Annotated in this window: 14 protein-coding genes and 2 pseudogenes; 8 read left to right on the forward strand and 8 right to left on the reverse strand. The window is 65.4% G+C overall.

All coding sequences use genetic code 11. The features are described from left to right. Nucleotides 1-13 precede the first annotated feature (13 nt). Both M3N53_01280 and M3N53_01285 read left to right on the forward strand, forming a co-directional pair. Nucleotides 14-1,594 carry a M14 family metallopeptidase gene (locus M3N53_01280; GenBank protein MDP9066966.1) on the forward strand — a complete coding sequence of 527 codons (1,581 nt, stop codon included), beginning with the start codon at nt 14-16 and terminating at the stop codon, nt 1,592-1,594. 38 nt (nt 1,595-1,632) lie between these two features. Next, nucleotides 1,633-2,310, forward strand: coding sequence for an alpha-ketoglutarate-dependent dioxygenase AlkB (locus M3N53_01285; protein ID MDP9066967.1), 678 nt, complete (start codon nt 1,633-1,635; stop codon nt 2,308-2,310). A gap of 7 nt (nt 2,311-2,317) precedes the next feature. On the opposite strand, the gene M3N53_01290 is transcribed toward M3N53_01285, so the two are convergent. After that, nucleotides 2,318-2,842: a hypothetical protein gene (locus M3N53_01290; protein ID MDP9066968.1), complete on the reverse strand. Its 525-nt coding sequence runs from the start codon at nt 2,840-2,842 to the stop codon at nt 2,318-2,320. Nucleotides 2,843-2,951: 109 nt separating this feature from the next. After that, entirely contained in the window at nt 2,952-6,173 is a 3,222-nt protein-coding gene (locus M3N53_01295) for an AAA family ATPase (GenBank protein ID MDP9066969.1), read from the reverse strand. 98 nt (nt 6,174-6,271) lie between these two features. On the opposite strand from M3N53_01295, the gene M3N53_01300 reads away from it, so the two are divergent. Next, nucleotides 6,272-7,027, forward strand: a complete 756-nt coding sequence (locus tag M3N53_01300) for an N-acetyltransferase (GenBank protein ID MDP9066970.1) — start codon at nt 6,272-6,274, stop codon at nt 7,025-7,027. 125 nt (nt 7,028-7,152) lie between these two features. Here M3N53_01300 and M3N53_01305 read toward each other — a convergent pair whose 3' ends face one another. Continuing rightward, nucleotides 7,153-7,881, reverse strand: coding sequence for a S1 family peptidase (locus M3N53_01305; GenBank protein MDP9066971.1), 729 nt, complete (start codon nt 7,879-7,881; stop codon nt 7,153-7,155). Between the two features lie 90 nt (nt 7,882-7,971). On the opposite strand from M3N53_01305, the gene M3N53_01310 reads away from it, so the two are divergent. The 3 genes from M3N53_01310 (at nt 7,972) to M3N53_01320 (ending at nt 11,023) form a co-directional block, all read left to right on the forward strand. After that, nucleotides 7,972-9,600: a phospholipase D-like domain-containing protein gene (locus tag M3N53_01310; protein ID MDP9066972.1), complete on the forward strand. Its 1,629-nt coding sequence runs from the start codon at nt 7,972-7,974 to the stop codon at nt 9,598-9,600. Next, nucleotides 9,601-10,308: an MBL fold metallo-hydrolase gene (locus M3N53_01315; GenBank protein MDP9066973.1), complete on the forward strand. Its 708-nt coding sequence runs from the start codon at nt 9,601-9,603 to the stop codon at nt 10,306-10,308. A 157-nt stretch (nt 10,309-10,465) separates the two neighbouring features. Then, nucleotides 10,466-11,023, forward strand: a complete 558-nt coding sequence (locus M3N53_01320) for a hypothetical protein (protein MDP9066974.1) — start codon at nt 10,466-10,468, stop codon at nt 11,021-11,023. A gap of 71 nt (nt 11,024-11,094) precedes the next feature. Here the strand turns inward: M3N53_01320 and M3N53_01325 are convergent, their stop codons facing one another. The 4 genes from M3N53_01325 to M3N53_01340 form a co-directional block, all read right to left on the reverse strand. After that, complete coding sequence (locus tag M3N53_01325) at nt 11,095-12,195, reverse strand: aminotransferase class V-fold PLP-dependent enzyme (GenBank protein ID MDP9066975.1); 1,101 nt, start codon at nt 12,193-12,195, stop codon at nt 11,095-11,097. 86 nt (nt 12,196-12,281) lie between these two features. Next, complete coding sequence (locus M3N53_01330; GenBank protein MDP9066976.1) at nt 12,282-12,497, reverse strand: hypothetical protein; 216 nt, start codon at nt 12,495-12,497, stop codon at nt 12,282-12,284. Between the two features lie 196 nt (nt 12,498-12,693). Next, complete coding sequence (locus M3N53_01335; GenBank protein ID MDP9066977.1) at nt 12,694-12,834, reverse strand: hypothetical protein; 141 nt, start codon at nt 12,832-12,834, stop codon at nt 12,694-12,696. A 255-nt stretch (nt 12,835-13,089) separates the two neighbouring features. Further along, nucleotides 13,090-15,723, reverse strand: a complete 2,634-nt coding sequence (locus M3N53_01340) for a penicillin acylase family protein (GenBank protein MDP9066978.1) — start codon at nt 15,721-15,723, stop codon at nt 13,090-13,092. A 185-nt stretch (nt 15,724-15,908) separates the two neighbouring features. On the opposite strand from M3N53_01340, the pseudogene M3N53_01345 reads away from it, so the two are divergent. After that, nucleotides 15,909-16,553 (forward strand): annotated as a pseudogene (locus M3N53_01345) (serine/threonine protein kinase). A 465-nt stretch (nt 16,554-17,018) separates the two neighbouring features. Then, nucleotides 17,019-17,123 (forward strand): annotated as a pseudogene (locus M3N53_01350) (energy transducer TonB). A gap of 20 nt (nt 17,124-17,143) precedes the next feature. Here M3N53_01350 and M3N53_01355 read toward each other — a convergent pair. Further along, nucleotides 17,144-17,767: a response regulator gene (locus tag M3N53_01355; GenBank protein MDP9066979.1), complete on the reverse strand. Its 624-nt coding sequence runs from the start codon at nt 17,765-17,767 to the stop codon at nt 17,144-17,146. Between the last annotated feature and the right edge of the window lie 255 nt (nt 17,768-18,022).

Genomic DNA, 18,022 nt, shown 5'->3' on the forward strand with positions numbered 1-18,022 from the left:
GAACCATAGGCGCATGACCCTCCGCCACCGCGCGCTCGTCGCGGCCCTAGTCGGTCTGCTGGTCCTCGCGCTGAGCCCCATCGGCAGGACGGATCCGGCCCGACCCATGATCGTGCGCGTGCACGTGGAAGATGCCGAGCAGGCGGGCTTTCTCTTCGAGAGCTTCGACGAGACCCACAACCACTCGCATGGTGAGATCGAGCTCCTGCTGTGGCCCGGCGACCTCGCTCGCCTCGATGCGCTGGGAATGGACTACGAGGTCGTCATCGAGGACCTCTACGCGCACGATATGGCCGAAGCGGCACGTCCAAAGCCGGTGCTGTCGCTGCCGGGCCCGAACCGGAGTGACTACCGCCGCCTTGCCGACTACAACGCCGAGATGAAGCAGCTGGCTAAGAAGAAGCCGGATCTGGTCAAGCTCGTCGAGCTGCCTCGCCCGTCGCTCGAGGGTCGCAAGATCTTCGGCGTCGAGATCGCGTCGAACGTCAACGCTACGGCGACCGACGGCCGGCCGATCTTCTACATCGACGGCCTCCACCATGCGCGCGAATGGCCGGCCTCGGAATACACGATGCTCTTCATCCATCACCTAGCCGAGAACTACGGCAAAGACAAAGAGATCACATCGCTTCTGCGGAAGGTGCGTGTGATCGCGATCCCGATCGTCAACGTCGACGGCTTCGACTACTCGAGGGAGTCTCTGGCTCAGGTCTCGCTCCTCGGCGCCGGGAACGGGTTCGAGGGCTACTGGAGGAAGAACCGCCGTTCCTTCACGGGTGCCACGGTCCCCGTCGTGCAGAAGAACCCCGACGCGTACGGTGTGGACCCGAACCGCAACTACGCCTACCTGTGGGGTGACCAGGAAGGTGGCTCTTCGGGACTGATCATCAACCAGACGTACCGCGGCGCGGCCCCCTTCTCGGAGCCGGAGACCCAGAACGTGCGCGACGTCATCCTCGGGCGCAATGTGGTCGGAGTGATCACGAACCACACGTACCAGGCGACCGTGCTGCGCGCGGGCGGCGGCAGAGCTCCAGAGGACAGCCTCTTGGAGGCGATCGGGGCGAAGATGGCAGCCATCTTGGGCTACCAGAACAACGGCTCGGTCGGCTACCCCACCACCGGGACCACCGACGACTACGCCTACTCGACCACCGGCGCGCTTGGCTTCACCATCGAGAACGGCTCGCTCGGGTTCCACCCCGCCTACGACCGCGAGGTCGGCGCCTTCACGGAGGAGCACATGGAGGCCTTCGAGGTCATGCTGGACGTCAGCGCGAACCCTCGCTACCACTCGGTGATCAAGGGCCGCGTGGCGGGCGGAGCGGCCCAGCTGGTGCTGACGAAAACCTTCAAAACGCCCCTGTCGCCCGGCAACCCGACCGGCGAGAAGTTCTTCATCGAGAAGATCAACAGGACGCTGAAGACCCGTCCCGACGGAAGCTTCGAATGGCACCTCGGTCCCTCCAGCCGTCCGTACGAGTCCAAGGCAGAGAGCTACACGCTGAAGATCGACGGCGCCTCGGGGACCAAGACGATCCAGATCCGCGTGGACCGAGGCGAGACCATCAACCTCGGATCGATCCAGCTCTAGCGTTCGCAGCTCGCTCCGCCCCCTCCTATCCTCGAACCATGTCCCCTTCCCCGGGCTTCGTGTGGCAGCCGTCGCTGCTGGGGGCCGGCGAGGCTCCAGCCGTTGACGCGCGCTTCGCTTCGCTCACCCGCGTCGATCTGGACACGGAGTCATGGGTAGACCACGCGCCCGGGTGGGTGAGCGGGTCCGACGCGCTGTTCGGCGAGCTGGTCGAGCGGCTCGACTGGGGGCAGCGGTCGCGCAAGATGTACGACCGCGAAGTGACCGAGCCTCGCCTCACGTCGCTGTGGCGCAAGAGTTCCGGCTCGCCGCTCGAGCCGGAGATCCTCGAGGAGATGCGCGCCCTGCTCTCGCAGCGCTACGGCATCGAGTTCGACTCCGCCGGCTTCAACCTCTACCGCGACGGCCGCGACAGCGTGGCGTGGCACGGCGATCGCATCCGCAAGGGCATCGCCGAGCCGCTGGTCGCGCTGGTGTCGGTCGGCGAGCCGCGGCGGTTCCTGTTGAAGCCACGCGAAGGCGGATCATCGCGCGCCTTCATGCTGGGCCGAGGAGACCTCTTGGTCACGGGCGGGCGCACCCAGCGCACCTGGTTGCACAGCGTGCCGAAGGTCGCATCCGCCGGTCCGCGCATCAGCATCGCCTTCAGGCACGGGCTGGACCCGACGATCTACGACAACTCCGACGCGACGAGCGAAGGGTTGAGCGAGAGCTAGGTCGGCGTCAGCAGTACTCGTAAGGTGCGGCCTCAAGCTGCACGACGACATCGTCTACGACCTTCGCCAGCAGCTTGGTGCCGTAGCGTCCCTCGCCCAGCTTGTAATGGGTGTGGCCAGCATGCGTCATCGGGTCGGCGTTCGGATACAGCTCCCGCAGGCGCCGCTGGGAGTCGCCGACCCTCAAGCCACGACGGGTGTGGAAGGTGTAGCTGGACCCGTCTGCGGCTTCGACCTCGCGCGCCAGCACCCTCACGTCTACGACGCGCCGCTGCTCGTCGGCCCGGTACGCGAAACTCTGGATCTGCCCCCTCCAGCGGAGCCTCACGACGCGGCTGCACCCGACCCGGATGACGTCTCTATACGAGGGGCGCCCGAACATGTCTCTCATGTCGGCGTTGTTCGTGCGGCCGTTCTGGATAGGCCCAACCTTCCCGCCAGCGGTGATCAGATCCCGCTGGTGGGCGACGCCTGGACCCGTCATCAACGCGAGCGCTACCAAAGTCGTCGTCGCCACCGTCTTTACGCTCATAGCCTCACCTTCGTCTTTCGTGCGGGGTCTCTTCAACAGCACTGCCATAGACGCCGGACTGGCCGTAAAGGTTCCTCCAGAGGCGCCCCACGCTCAGAAACATCGTGAGCTAGTGCGAGGCGCCTGGTGCCAACTTGCTATCCCGCTCCAGGCGAAGCTGGTCCATCAAATGCTCCACGCGGCGTGCTCCGGCAGTGTGTTCCTTCGTCTTGTACAACGAAAACGCCCGCCGAGCCTGTTCGAATGCCTCTTCGTGCCGTCGCCCACGGGCAATCACCTCGGCCAGGTTCGCGAGCAGGTCCGCCTGCAAGAACAACCAATCCGTCTGCCTAACCCGCTCAAGCGCCGCGTGCAAGATCCGCTCTCCCCGCGAGACGTCCCCGCGGTGGGCGAGGACACGTCCAAGCGTGGAGCCGCAACGGATCTGAACGTCCCAGTCATCCGGCGCAGCCAGTCGTTGCGCCTCTTCCGCCAGCTCTTCGGCTTCGTCATACCGGCGCTGTTCGAGTAGCAGGCTTGCCAGCCTGACAGCGATGCTGGCGCTGACGCCGGTTTCGCCGGTCTCGCTTAGGGACGCCAAACTTCGCTGTAGATCTTGCTCACCCCTTCGCGGGTCAGCGACGCATTGTGCAATGTCGTAGGACACCAAGCCAGTCACGGCCGCGTCGGGGACGCCACCGACATCGTGGAGGATCGTCTTAGCGAGACGGAAAGAGTCGGCAGCGGCATCGACCAGGCCCAGATAGGCCTGAGCTCTTGCCAGCGCCGCGAGCGCTTCTCCTTCGTTGGCACGGATCTGAACCACTCTCGACCACTCCACGAACTCCTCAGCTGCCTGAAGCGCCTCGCGGACACCAACCAGGCCGTGAAGCATGGAAGACGTTATGCGCCGGCGCGCCCAGCCCTCCTCCAGAACGTTATGGATCTTTCGAGCATGCCCGAGGGTCTTCCCGGCGAGGACAAGAGCCGCCTCTTCATTGCCGCTGACCGCATACAGGTAGGCGAGATAGTTCCCCGCTCGAGCAAGGCCCTCGTCGTCATCGAGCGCGTCGAAGATTTTCAAGGCCTGTTCCGACTCCCGGATCGGTTCAGCCGTACCGAAGACATCCCACCTCGTCGACTGATGGGAACGGAACAACAGCAGTTCCGCCTGGGCGCGGGAATCGCCGAGTTCGGCAGCGCGCTCGAGCTCCGTGATCGCCAGCTGGCTGTCGGCGGCTCGGTCGGAGAAGACGAGAGCGTCCGTAAATGCCGCAAGCACCCGGAAGGGTACGGGTCCCAGCCGCGCGAGCAGTTGTACTGCTCGGCTGAGGATCGCGGACGCAGACGGCATGTCGTGCCGCGCATGCGCCTCCAGCCCAGCCGCGGCCAGGTGCTCACCTGCACGACGGGCAAGTTCAAGGAGGCGCCGACTAGCAACTCCTACTGCTACTAGATTTTCATACGCCTGTTCGAAGTGATGACCGATCACTTCCTCGGGCTCGTCGATCCCTCGCCCGCGCCTGGCTTCGAGCCACTCTCCAAGCCGCTCGTGAAGCTGCGCGCGTCGCTCCCGTGAGATAGCTCGGTAGGCGGCATCGCGGATGAGCGCGTGTCGGAAGCGAAAAGTTTCAGCACCCGGCACCTCCCAGCGAAGCGGTGCGATGAATTCCCTCGTTACGAGCGAATGCAGGTGCACCCGTAGCTCCCCCGACGGTAGTTCCGGCGTGAGGTCCTCCACGGCCGCTCGTGAAAATTCGCCCCCGGCAACAGCACCGGCTTCCAAGACGGCACGCTCCTCGCGCGACAACGCGTCCAGACGGGCAGTGAGCAGCGCATGGATCGACGGAGGGATGGAGAGCTCCAGAGGCGCCACGAGCACCGACTTCCCGCCCTGGTTATGGATGGCACCTTCCTCTATGAGCATCGACAACATCTGCTCGATAAAAAGCGGATTGCCGCCGGTGACCTCCGCCACGTGAGCGGCGGTGTCCGTTCCGGCTTCAAGATCACCGAGGATGTTCCGCATCAATTGCTCGGAGTCGCTTCTGTTGAGGGGTGTCAGATTGATCAACGCCGAGGCTTTTCTGCTCCAGTTCGGATGGTCGTCCACGAATTCAGGTCGGGTGGAGCAAATGATCAGAAGAGGACCACCCCCCCACCAATCCGTGATGTGCTCCAGCAGCTGAAGCGTGGGGCTCTCCGCCCAATGCAAGTCTTCGATCAAAACGAGTGTGGGCTGCTCACGCGCAACCACTTCGAGAAATTTGCGCACGGCCCAGAAGATCTCGTCGCTTGTCGTCGTTACCTCGCTGACACCGAGCAGTTGACAAACTCTTGGAATGATCAGTGATGCATGCTGGTGTGCTCCCACAACCGCCGCAACCTTCGACTCGCTGCTTCGCTCATCATCTTGATCGTGGATGCCGGCTGCCTGCTTGAGCATCTCGACGACCAGCGAATAGGTGACCGCGTCGCCGTAAGCGGCGGTTGCTCCGGCCAGTACGCGCGCCCGGGGCTGAGCAGTCTCGGCGGCCTCTCGAAGCAGGCGGCTCTTGCCGACGCCGGGGCCAGCGACCACGAGTACCAACTTGCATGACTCGTCCGCGATTACGCGAGCGAGGCCGTCATGGATCCTCGCTAACTCCTCCGCGCGTCCGACGACCGGTCGGGTGAAGTCGCGCGTGACTCCTGTGGCATCCGAAGCCACACGCAGCAGCGCGTACGCAGTAACGGGATTGGACTTGCCCTTGAGCTCTAGTAACGTCGCTTCTACCTCGACGGCGTCCCTAACGAGACGGTACGTGGACTCACCCATCAAGATCTGCCCAGGCAAAGCCGCCTGTTCCAAACGCGCCGCGACGTTGATGGGATCCCCAACGGCGAAAGCTTCCTCGTCGAGCTCGGGGGTCAGTACCTCGCCCGTGTTGATACCCGTGCGCGCTGACAATGCGACGTTGTAGTGGATCAGCACCTCTTCGTTCAACCTCGCCAGCGCCTCGCGCATCTCGACCGCGGCGCGGACCGCCCTCAACGCGTCGTCCTCATGAGCTCTTACCAGGCCGAAACTCGCCTTGACTCCGTCTCCGACGAACTTCTCGACCGAACCCCCGTGGCGCTCGACCACCGCGGCCATTTCGTCGAAGAAGGCAGTGAGAACCTTCCTGTAGGGCTCGGGGTCCAGCTTTTCTGCCAATGAGGTAGAGCCGACGACGTCGCAGAAGACAGCGGTGATGATCCTCCGAGCCGAATCCGTTCGCCCGTCCGCGTCGAGCGCGAGTTTCGCACCGCAGGTACCACAGTAGGTCGACTCCGCTGGATTGCTAGATCCACACGCCCGGCAGAACGCCATCTGATCAGCGTATTCCCGGCCGGGCGCCGCGAGAAGAGCAGGCAACTACCCGTAAGCCGTCCACCGCTGTGCCGCGGTGTAGCCGCTACGCTGCGTTCGTGATCCGGCGCGTGCTCTACTCCGAGCGCCCCGAGCTCTGGGAGCGGATCGAGGACCTGTCAGAGCAGGTGTGGCCCGAGTACAACCGGCACGGCGACACGCTCAATCAGTTCTGGGGGCGGCTCTACGAGGTCTTCCCCGAGTTCCAATTCGTGCTCCACGATGACGACTCCGACGAGGTCCTGGCTGAGGGTCACACGATCCCGTGCGCCTGGGACGGCAGCGAGGACGACCTGCCCGAGGGGATCGACGCCGTGCTCGCGGACGCCTTCGCGCTGCATGAGCGCGGGAAGTCACCCAACACCTTGTGTGCCCTGGCGGTCGAGATCCCGCCCCACCACCGCCGCCGGCGCTTGAGCCCGCAAGCACTGGGGGCGATGCGCCAGATCGCGTCGGAGCACGGGCTCCGCGACCTGCTAGCCCCCCTGCGGCCCAACTGGAAGGATCGCTACCCGTTGAACCCGATCGAGCGGTACGCCCGGTGGAGAAGGGACGACGGCTCGCTCTTCGACCCGTGGCTGAGGGTGCACGTGCAGCTCGGAGCAGACGTTCTCAAGCCGGCGCCGCGATCGCTCCTCATCACGGGCAGCGTGGGCGAGTGGGAGTCCTGGACCGGGATGGCTTTCCCGGAGACGGGGACGTATGTCTTCCCGGAGGGACTTGCCCCCGTCGAGATCGACCGCGACGCGGACCAGGGAAGGTACTGGGAGCCGAACATCTGGGTGCGCCATCGCGTGGAGGCGGCAGGCCCCTAGGGTCGCGCGAAAGCTCCACCCACCTGCATCCGGCGACGCAGCGCCGTCTAGACCTTGCGTGGGGGGTGTCCCGTCTCACCCTGATAACCGGCCCGCTGGGCGTCAGCCGTAACCGCCGAAGGGCCTCAGCGCGAGACGGTCGCGAGCCGGACGTTGAAGCCGGCCGCCTTCAGCTCCTCGAAGATCCACGGCATCAACGGGCCGAGATCCGTCGACGGCGGGATCGCGATCCCGTAGCGGCTGATGATGCCGAGGGCCGCACCGGTCTCGTGGTGGATAAGGGGTGAGCCGCTGTCGCCGTTAACGGCGGGCATGTCCGCCTGGTACTCCTTCTCGTTGTAACCGACCAGGAACCCGTAGCGCGGTCGGGTCTGCTCCGTCGCCCCGAGACCCACGCCGTAGCCATAGATATCGATGCGGTCGCCGATGGCGAGGTCATCGGCGGTGATGGACCGGGTCGGTCCGCCCCAGTGGAGGACCTCGGGGTTGGTCTGCGAGACCTTGTCGCGGTCGATCTCGATCAATGTGAAGTCGACCTCGCTGTTCACGAGGTCCGAGTCGTACACGACGGTGCCGATCTCGCCGACGCTCGCATGCTCGACACGCTCCCCTACCTTGTCGGTGCAGTGAGCGGCGGTACCTATGAAAGCGCGCGGCTGCTTCCTCACGGTTCCGGGGGTGTAGAAGACGAAGTTGAAGGTGCACCCGCCCATCGAGGAACCGGGGCGGATCGGGCTATCGGCGCCGCCCCACGCGGGTTGCGTGGCCCGCCTCTTGCCGTGCACGGGCGCTACTGCCACACCGAGGACCAACGCGCAGGCGGTGACCACGCCCAGGACCCGCCGAAGAACCATCTCTGCTCCTTGAGTTGTCGTCTGCGGGAGGGTTCGACCTCGGTCAGCGAGGACCTGCCGCGGGGCGGATGACCCTCTATCGTGCAGGCGATGACAGACGAGGATCTCGCGGGTTCAGACGCAGCGCGCACGAAGTGGTTCCTCATGCCGCAGGAGCGCGGGAACCCCTGGACCAAGATCGACAGCCGGCGCGGCGACGGAACCGCGTGGACCACTGGTAATCACCTGACCCCACTGGTCCACGGCGCCACCTACTTCAAGCGGCTCTACGAGGCGATCTGTGAGCTGGAGCCGGGCGACTGGGTCCACTTCACCGACTGGCGCGGCGATCACGACGAGCTGCTGACGGGGTCCGGGACCGAGGTTGGGAAGGTCCTTGCCGACGTCGCCGAACGCGGCGTCCACGTCCGCGGCCTGATCTGGCGCTCACACCCAGCGATCATGAAGTTCAGCGAGGAGGAGCATCTCGAGCTTGCCAAGATGATCAACACGAAGGGGGGCGAGGTCCTGCTCGACGAGCGGGTGCGTCGCGGGGGATCCCACCACCAGAAGCTCTTCCTCATCCGGCACCCGCGCGACGAGGACCGAGACGTGGCCTTCATGGGGGGCATCGACCTCTGCCACGGCCGCCGCGACGACGAGCGCCACCTGGGAGACCCTCAGGTCTACGAGTTAGATGAGCGCTACGGCGAGACGCCGCCGTGGCACGACGTCCAGCTAGAGGTGAAAGGTCCCGCGATCGACGACCTCGCCTACACGTTCCGCGAGCGGTGGGAGGACCCGACACCGCTGGATCATCGCAACCCCGTCCGCAAGCTGTTCGCGGACCGCGCGCACGAACCGGATGAGCCCTCGCCTCTGCCGCCCATGCCGGACGCACCGAAGCCCATGGGGACGCAGGCGGTGCAGGTGCTGCGGACGTATCCCGCGAAGAAGCCGCCGTTCCCGTTCGCGCCGAACGGCGAGCGCAGCATCGCCCGGGCGTACCACAAGGCCTACAGGCGGGCAAAGAAACTGATCTACCTCGAAGACCAGTACTTCTGGTCGCGCGAGGTGCCCGGCGTGCTGGCAGAGAGCCTGCGGCGATCGCCGGACCTGCGGTTGATCGTGATCCTGCCCCGTTATCCGGAACAGGACGGGGCCGTGGCGGGCGTCACGAACAGGATCGGGCAACGACAAGCCATCCAGACCGTTCAAGACGCGGGGGGCGACCGCGTCGCCTTCTACGACATCGAGAACGAGCACGGCACGCCGATCTACGTTCACGCGAAGGTGTGCGTCGTGGACGACGTCTGGTGCGCCATCGGCTCGGACAACATCAACCTGCGCTCGTGGACGCACGACTCGGAGCTGTCCTGCGCGATCCTCGACGAGGCGCGCGATCAGCGGGAGCCGACGGATCCGGCCGGGCTCGGCGACGGAGCCAGGGTCTTCGCCCGCGACCTGCGGCTCCTGCTCTGGCGGGAGCACCTCGGTCTGGATTCGGACGAGGAGATGATCGATCCCCACGAGGGGTTCGACCTCTTCAAGACGCACGCCGATGCTCTCGATTCGTGGCATGCGCGGGGTCGCGTGGGGCCGCGGCCCCCAGGTCAGGTGCGCGCCCATCATCTCGAGCACGATGCTGCGATCATGCAGAAGCTGACCGCACCCGTGTATCGGGTCGCGCTCGACCCCGACGGTCGGCCGCGCAGGTTGCGCAAGAGGAACACCTTCTAGATGAGAGACCTCGAGAGCGTCGCGGCAGACGTCTGGCTGCTGCGCGGCGGGGTCCCGCCCACGATGAACGTCTACTTCCTGCGCGGCGTCGACGGCGTCACGCTGTTCGACGCGGGAATCGCGCCGATGGCCAAGCAGATCGCGGCTGCGGGGGCGCGCCTCGGCGGAATCAACCGGATCGTGCTGGGTCACAGTCACGTAGATCACCGCGGCGCCGCTCCCGCGCTGGACGCGCCCGTGTTCTGCCACCCGTCCGAGCGCGCGGACGCCGAAGGCGACGGCGGTCGTCACTACGCCGACTTCTCGAAGTTGCCGCCACCGGCCCGCTGGGTCTACCCGCAGCTGTTCCGGCTGTGGGACGGCGGACCCGTCACGATCGAAGGCACCGTCAACGAGGGCGATCGCGTGGCCGGCTTCGAGGTGATCCACCTCCCGGGGCACGCGCCCGGACAGATCGCTCTATGGCGCGAGCACGACCGCCTCGCGTTGACAACCGACTGCTTCTACACGCTGGATCCGCGCACCGGCCTGAAGGGACGGCCGCGCCTCGCGCCCGACGCCTTCAACCTCCATACGGAAGAAGCGGTGGAAAGCATCCGGAAGCTTGCGACACTGAAACCTTCGGCTGCCTGGCCCGGCCACGCCGATCCGCTGACCGGAGACGTGCAAGGTCAGCTCGAGCGCGCGGCTGACCGCGCACGCCGTTGATTCAGGGAACAGTGGGATCAGCAAGGCGAGGGGCTGTTCCTCGAAGGGAAAACCATGTGGCATCCGTACCTCGTATATGAGGGAAAGAAGGATTCGTCGCAGGCGGGCAGCAGCACACGGCGAACCAAGCGCTAGACGCCACGGAAGGATCGGATAAATGAAACGAACCTTGCGCTCGACCTTGGGTGGAATGCTCCTCACCCTGGCCCTCATCACCAGTGCCAGCGCCGCAACCACCACAAGCGCTAACGATCCAGATGACACCGGCGGACGTCTGGACATCCGCTACGTCGAGTTCCGGCGCGACGCCGGCAAAGTGACTTTGACCCTCCGCACCGCCGAGAAGTGGCGCTGCCACCTGCTCGAAGACGACACCTCTACCGCCCAAGGAGCGGCGGAGGCCTACGACGACGGGAAAGCCGCGTTTCTCCTGTGGAGCTTTGAGAACGAGCGGCACAACAACGACGATCATTCCGGGTTCTTCCGCTGCAAGAACGGGCGCCTGAAGTTCCAGTTCGATCGACCGGAGATCTCGTACGACGTTCGCAGGCCCAACGGACGGACGGTCAAGGTGACGCTACCCGTCGACCGCTTCGGCCTCGATCATCGGGGTTTGCGTCTCCACGCCATCAGTCAACTGAATGGGCAGTTCGGCGACCGAACGTTCTTCGAAGAGCGCGACGACTCACCGCGCCTGCGCCCATACAACAACTGAGGGAACGGCGGTCGGCCCCTCGAAGCTGAGTGGGGCCAACCACTGGGAGAACGAGCGACTCGCCTCCGCGGCTAGCGGTTCAGCGCCTCCTCCACCAGCGACAGCACGCGGTCGACCATCTCCGGTGTCGCGGTGCGGCCCATGAGCCCGACCCTGATCGCCTTTCCCATCGTCGGGTCGAGGCCGCCCGAGATCATCAGCCCGTTCGCGAGCAGGTGCTTCTGGATCGAGGCTGGATCGTCTGCCCAGGCCGCAACCACTAGGTTCGCCTCGGCCCCCGCCTCCGGAACCGGATCCAGCCCGAGGTCCCGCAGCCCTTCACGGCACCTCTTCGCAAGATCGGCGCGCGCCGCCACCCACGCCTCGATGCCGGCCTCGTCGATGCGGGCGAGGCTTGATACCAGAGCCATGATGAGGTTCGTCGGCATCGTCACGGGATGGGGGTGCCAGGCTCCCCATTCGTCGCGGTACTGATCCCACACCTTGAGGTCGAGGTACCAGGAGTCGGGTCGCTGGCTGCGCGCCTCGACGCGGGCTCTGCCCCCCGGACTCAGGGCGATGATGCCGAGCCCCGGCGGCGCCTCGAGGCCCTTCTGCGTCCCCGTCACGAGGAGATCGATCTCCATCTCGTCGACGTGGATCAGCTCGCCGCCCGCGGACGCGATCGCATCGACCATGCAGACGGCACCAGCGCGGTGCGCGACCTCCGCGATCTCCTGGATCGGGTGGCGAACTCCGGTAGCGGTCTCGACGTGGGTTGTGAGCACACCGTCGAGTCCTTGGACAACGTCTGCCACCCGCGTTGGATCCACCGGAGCGCCGACGTCGACCGGAACCTCCACCACCTCGAGACGGTGTTGGCGGGCGATGCCGATCAGGCGGGCGCCGAAGAACCCGGTGTTACACACCGCTACCTTCTGGCCCGGCTCGAACAGGTTGAAGAACCCCGCGTCGAGACAGGTCGTCCCGGTTCCGGGCACGAGATAGGGAAGATCGGCCGCCCCAAGGAACTTGCCGACGGCGGCAACGGCGTCGGTATGGATCTGCGTCCATACGTCGCCGTAGTGGGCGATGACCTGTTGGCCGAGGACCGCGCGGTCTTGCTCGTGTAGCTCGCCGGGCCCGGCGATCATCAGCTCCGGCATCGGCGGAAGCTTCCTTGCATCCGTCATGCGAGCGAGACTACTCGACCCCTTTAACGGTGAGAGGCCGCAGCGCGTTCACGCGGCGGCCTCTCGATGGTGCTTAAGCCGTGTCTCTAGAGCGGGTTCCTCGTGCTGACGCTGCGGGAGCGATCGGGCAGACAGACGATCTGTTCGCCGCCGGCCGTTGTGACCTGTTGACGAGGCGTCTTCGTGTAGAAGCGGCGGCCCTTGTCGTCGGGCAACGGGATCCGGTACTTGCCTTCTCGGTTCGTAACCGTCGCCGCCACCCGGGGGTCGCGGCCCTGCTTGCGGTCGCGCTTCAGGATCACTCGGCGTCCTCGCTCGCAGACGGCCTTGCCCGACCTGACTTCGCCGCTGAAGCGCTGTCTGTTGCCGCTGTACTGGAGCGTGATCTGGGATTCACACCTTGTCGTGCTGTCCGGCGGTGGGTTCACGGGTGATTCACTCGGCGATCCTGTGGGTGTGGCGGTGGTCTGCGCGGGTAACGGAGCCTGCTGGGGTGGCTCACTCGCGCTCGGCGAGGCCGTCGGCGAGGCCGTCGGCGAGGGGCTCCGGCTCGGCAACAGGTTGGTCGGGAGCAGGCCCGGCGTGGTCGTGGATGTGGAGGTCGGCGATGGCGAGCCTTCGCCTCCTCCCCCACTGCAACGTGGAGGCGCTGCTAGCGCGGTGTCGCCCTGCTGTCCCAGAATCGGCGCGGTGCTTAGCACCAGCGCCAGCGCGACGGCGCTCGCGACGGCCGTCCCGAGTACGGCCAGTGAAGTTGACGCTGGCTTGCTGTGGCCCATCCGCCGGTCTCCCCTCGATGTCGGTTTTCAGGGTGATTACCCCGAAATGTCCCCTCAGACACCAGGTACCACACAGGGGGCCCCATCCCTGCACCGGCGGCCACTTCGATCGCGGTCAGCGACCTGCGTCCGAGAGCACCTCCACGACGTGGTTGTGGGTTCCTCGGTTCTGCCACGGGATCGGGTCGACCGAGCCTGCCCCGAGCTCCTGGAAGACGATGTTCTCCGCCTCCTTGGTCCACTTGCTCATGTCGTCTCCCTGCTCTTTGCGCACCTGCGCCAGCGCAGCAACGAAGGACGCGGCGATCTGGTCCCGGCAGCTCTCGCTCTTGCCCGTCGACATGTCGTCGCAGTAGTTGCGTGCGTAGGTCTTGCGCGTGGAGCCCCGGAACAGGTTCTCGAGGTAGCTCGAGAAGTCGAAGAAGAAGCTGTTGCCCTGGTGCCTCGGATTGCGGTGCGTGATCGGGGCGGGAACCAGGTCGTAAGCATCGGGACCGATCTCATCATCGAAGATCTTGTGGACTAAGGTCTCGTACCAGGTGTCGAAGAGGACGAGGGCCGCGGCGTCGTCCATCTGGTCATCGCGGTCGAGGTTCTTCCGATGGGCACCCCCCGCTATCCACTTGCGAACGACCTCTAACGCCTCGGCGTCCTTCACGTCTCCACCGGCGAGCGCATCCTCGGTAGCAGCAACCATCTTCGGCCCGAGATACCGGCCCCGCGCGTCTTGCGTCGCCGCCACCCGTATGACGTCGACGAGATCCGACAGCTCTGCTTTGCGCTCACCCTCGAGGAGAGCCCGCATCTGGTCTTGCAGCAACTCCACTCGATGCACCGACCCGAACTTGAAGCCGTCGAAGTTGTTCCACTTCTGTGCAGGCTTGTTGTTCCAGTTCGCGACCCACCCCTGCGCCGGGTTGATCACTTTCGGGTGCCGGCTGAAAGGAAGCCGCCCCTGCCACTCCCACCGACCGGTCCCCCAGGTGGGAAGCGACGGATGTACGCCCCGTGCGCGCTTGGGATAGAAGCCGACGTGGAAGTAAGCGATGTCGTCGGAGTCCGCGTAGAAGGAGTTGAACGACATCGTGAAGTCGGCGGCCGCGGCGGCGAAGTCATCGATGTCTTTGATCTGGGTGTTCCACCGGTAGAACTGCGGGACCGAGTCGAGCTCCTTCATCCAGAAGAAGCGCTGCTTGACGAACGCGACCGGCTTCCCCTTCACCTTCCCGCGCTCGAAGACGGGTCCGTGCTTGGTCCTATAGAAGGTGCGCGTCTCTTGCCGCGGCGGGCCCGGATCGACCGGAGTCGGTTTCGCCACGAAGGTCTCTTTCCGAGACTGCATCTCGCGGCACTCGCCCTTGAACATGTAGCCAGTGGAGTCCATCGTCGGCTCGCCCCCCTTTGGGTCACACAGCAGCTCGACGCGCGTGTCCACCGCATCCGAGTAGCCGGTGGTGAGGGACCACGCATAGTCCGCCCCGCGGCCCAGGGGAACGAGGGCCGAGGCGCCCGGCACGGCCGGACCCCGGAAATCGACGCCGGGAGCATGCACGTCGATGTCCATGAAGAAGGACGGAACCGCGTAGCCGACCTGCGGTGCTCCGATCTGAAGCGGGTTGCCCGACGTCGACTCGTTACCCGCTACCAACAACGCGTTCGACATCGACCCCGTTGGGAACCCGATGCTGCGCAGCACCTCGAGACGGTTCTTCTCTGCCAGCTCAGTATCACGTGCGAGCTTTTCGGCATCGTCCGGGATGGCGAATGAAGCACGCTGAACCTTCCCGGTCCTCTGCGACGGGAATCCCGCTTCGTCCGGCGCGATAGAGGTAGCGGCAGAGGGATCGTTCTGTGGAGCAAGGTCGTTGTAGAGCTTCTTTCCGAGCTTCTTGCCGAGCTTCTTCGTCAGGTGCGCGTACAGCCCCGCCTGGTCCAGCTCGCCGCCCGCGGTCTCTCCGAACACCCTCAGCTGAAGCACCACGAGGTGAAGTGTGTCGACGATCTCCCAGTCCTCGGGGTGGGGCGGACACGCGTTCCCGGTCGCTTGGTATGCCGCGTCGCACCGCGCGGGGTTCGCCCGGATCTCTTCGATCTTGGCGTTGATGCCGTCGACGTATGCCTGAAGGCCCGTCTGCACCTCTTTGCCGACCTCGCCGAACTTCTCGTCGAAGCGATCGAAGAGCTTCTGCACCTCTTCGTCGGTGTAGCTCTCGCGTCGGGTCTGGATGTCCATCTTTAGGTACTGGTCGTCCTCGCCGGGGCCGATGAACTCCGCGAGGGTGCCTCTGGCTGCGTGCCGGAACACGTCCATCTCGAACATCCGATCCTCGGCCGAGACGTACCCGAGCGCGAAGCTCGCGTTCTCGAGGGAGGTCCCGTAGATGTGGGGGATGCCGAACGTGTCCCGGTAAACGGTCACGCCTTCTCTGGGCGAGTACTCGTTTTCTATCTCGGCCCCCGGCCCGAACTGCATCGAGTGGAAGTACTTGCCGAGCTCGTCGTCCGTGACGTCGTCGTCCTCGATCAACTTCGCGTACATCTCGAGCTGGTCGGCGTAGTGGGGACCGTAGTCACCGGACAGGAGCTCCGCAGGCGTCACGTTTCCCTCTTGACCCGGCGGAACGATCGAGTAGGCGCGCAGGTGATCGGGAACCTTCGGCGGGCCCGTCTGGGCGGCGCCTACAGATTGCAGGACCGACGCCGAAAAGAAAGAGGCAAGAAGGAGCAGGCTGAGAGCACGACGAAGCAAGGGAAACCTCCGCGTTTGTTTGTCGGGCGCGTCGAAGCTGAGAAGGAAGATTTCACCTCTTTGCCCCGTTTTCCTGCGGGCGGAGCGTTCATAGAGTGCCGGTTTGGGAGACTCAACCAGAGATGCGTGCGGACGAGTTCATCCAGGGGCGATATCGCCTCCAACACACCCTCGGCAAGGGCGGTATGGCCGAGGTCTGGTGCGCGCGCGACGAACGCCTTGCGAGGCCGGTCGCCATCAAGTTCCTGGCGCCTCAGTTCCACGACGATCCTGAGTTCCTGGTGCGTTTCTTCTCCGAGGCGCAGTCGGTAGCGCAGCTCTCCCACCCGAACGTGGTGGGCGTGCTGGACTTCGGCGACTACGAGGATCGGCCGTATCTGGTGATGGAGTACGTCGCGGGCGGGTCCGCAGCAGATCTGACCGGGCAACCAGTGCTCCCGGAACGAGCCGCGGAGATCGTGGCGGGCGCCGCTCGGGGGGCCGGAGCCGCCCACGCGCAGGGCCTCGTGCACCGGGACATCAAGCCCGCCAACATCCTGCTGACGGAGGAAGGCGACCCCAAGCTCGCGGACTTCGGCATCGCTTCTTCCAAAGGTGGCGAGAAGTTCACCGCCACCGGCCAGGCGATCGGCTCGCCGCACTACATCTCTCCAGAGCAGGCGACCGGCGCCGGCACGAGCCCGCGCTCCGACGTTTACGCGCTCGGCGTCGTCCTGTACGAGCTCCTGACGGGCAGACCCCCCTTCGACGCGGAGAACGTGACGGCGATCGCCATCGCCCACGTCGACAAGCAACCGGCGGCGCCGGGCACGATCGTGGCGGGGATCGACCCGCACCTCGAGGCGCTGGTCATGAGATGCCTGGCGAAGGATCCGGAGGAACGTTTCGGCGACGGGACGGAGCTCGCTATAGCTCTGGAAGACCCCGCTGAGGCGCCCGCGCTGTTCCCTGTTGGTTTCGGTGAGCCCGCTACGTTCGACGATCAGCGGCCGGGCGGGCGGCGCGTCCTGACGGGCCTTTTGATCGCGGGAGCCTTGGTCGGGCTCCTCGCCGTGGGCGTATGGGCGAGTGGAGACGGAGACGAGGTCCGGCCTCGCTCCTTCGACTCAGAGACCGTCGACCGGCGCGAGGCCAAGCCCGAGGACAAGAAGGCGCCGTCGCCCACGGTCCCAACGGTGACGGAGCAGAACGATGTTGCTTCGTCGCCGACGCCCACACCGTCTCCGACCAAGACTAGAGACGCTTCCGACCAGGGCTCGGCGCGGGGCTCAGGCGCGGGCTCTGGAGGTAGCGATCCCCAGCCGCAGCCCGTTCCGAGCTCGAAGCCGACGGTGGAGCCGACGCCCGAACCAACCGCCGAGCCGACACCCGAGCCGACGCCGGAGCCGACCACCTCTCCTTAGCGGCTTAGGTTCGCCGGCTACGCGTCGTCAAGGGCGGTCACCACGCGTATATGCGCCTTGCTCACCTGAACGAACGGTGCCTCGTACAGGACCTGCCCATCGAACGTCATCGCCCGCACCGCGGTCATCGGGACGAAGGATCGTCCATCCACCATCAGCTCCTCGACGCCGTCCGAGAACCGGTTGCCCCCGCGGGGAAGATAGACATTTCCCTCCAGCGCGAACGAATCGAGGACCACCCGCGCAGCGTGCGTTAGAAGCTGTGCCTTTCGGTCGTAGCCGATTAGGTGCTGGACGCGCGCAAGGAGATCATCTGGTTCGAACGGTTTCTGCATAAGGTCGCAGCGAAGCTCCGAGGCCTTGCGCAGGTCACGCTGGTCGATACCGCCTGACACGATGAGAACCGGCAATCGCTCGCGGGTGCGGTCTCGCCGGAGCCGCTCGATGAACTCCCAGCCGTGGACATCCGGAAGATGAACGTCCACGATCGCCGCGTCGAAGTGCCGCTCCTGCACTCTTTGCCACGCGTCGCCGACGGTCCGAGCCTCGACGGTGCGGAATCCAACGGTACCGAGCTGGACCTCCAAGAGCCTCATCAACAACGGGTCGTCCTCTAGAAGAAGGATCGTTCGCTCGGTCATCGACGCCGCTCCTGCCGGACTTCCTGTTACCGGTTGCAGACGGAGCTATTCAAGCATGAAACAGGTTCTGCACCGGTCGGGCGAAAGCTGTCGCTCCCGCAGACTTCCCAACCGAAGGACGGCCCCTCGAGTCATGTTCCGGCCGGTCCCGCCTCGAATCTGCGCACCGGAAAAGACACGCCAGTGGTGTGCAAAACGGGATGGAACAAGTGTTCCGTTGTAGCTCACGCTCCTCCGATAGGTAGCCACCGACAC

It is taken from the genome of Actinomycetota bacterium, assembly GCA_030776625.1.
In the GTDB taxonomy this organism is placed as follows: Bacteria; Actinomycetota; CADDZG01; order CADDZG01; family WHSQ01; genus MB1-2.

Bases quoted from the DNA above. Each gene is read 5' to 3' on its own strand.
- M3N53_01305 (MDP9066971.1), bottom strand. From the start codon at position 7,881: ATGGTTCTTCGGCGGGTCCTGGGCGTGGTCACCGCCTGCGCGTTGGTC.
- M3N53_01295 (MDP9066969.1), bottom strand. From the start codon at position 6,173: ATGGCGTTCTGCCGGGCGTGTGGATCTAGCAATCCAGCGGAGTCGACC.
- M3N53_01280 (MDP9066966.1), top strand. From the start codon at position 14: ATGACCCTCCGCCACCGCGCGCTCGTCGCGGCCCTAGTCGGTCTGCTG.
- M3N53_01290 (MDP9066968.1), bottom strand. From the start codon at position 2,842: ATGAGCGTAAAGACGGTGGCGACGACGACTTTGGTAGCGCTCGCGTTG.
- M3N53_01355 (MDP9066979.1), bottom strand. From the start codon at position 17,767: ATGACCGAGCGAACGATCCTTCTTCTAGAGGACGACCCGTTGTTGATG.
- M3N53_01325 (MDP9066975.1), bottom strand. From the start codon at position 12,195: ATGACGGATGCAAGGAAGCTTCCGCCGATGCCGGAGCTGATGATCGCC.
- M3N53_01285 (MDP9066967.1), top strand. From the start codon at position 1,633: ATGTCCCCTTCCCCGGGCTTCGTGTGGCAGCCGTCGCTGCTGGGGGCC.
- M3N53_01310 (MDP9066972.1), top strand. From the start codon at position 7,972: ATGACAGACGAGGATCTCGCGGGTTCAGACGCAGCGCGCACGAAGTGG.
- M3N53_01320 (MDP9066974.1), top strand. From the start codon at position 10,466: ATGAAACGAACCTTGCGCTCGACCTTGGGTGGAATGCTCCTCACCCTG.
- M3N53_01315 (MDP9066973.1), top strand. From the start codon at position 9,601: ATGAGAGACCTCGAGAGCGTCGCGGCAGACGTCTGGCTGCTGCGCGGC.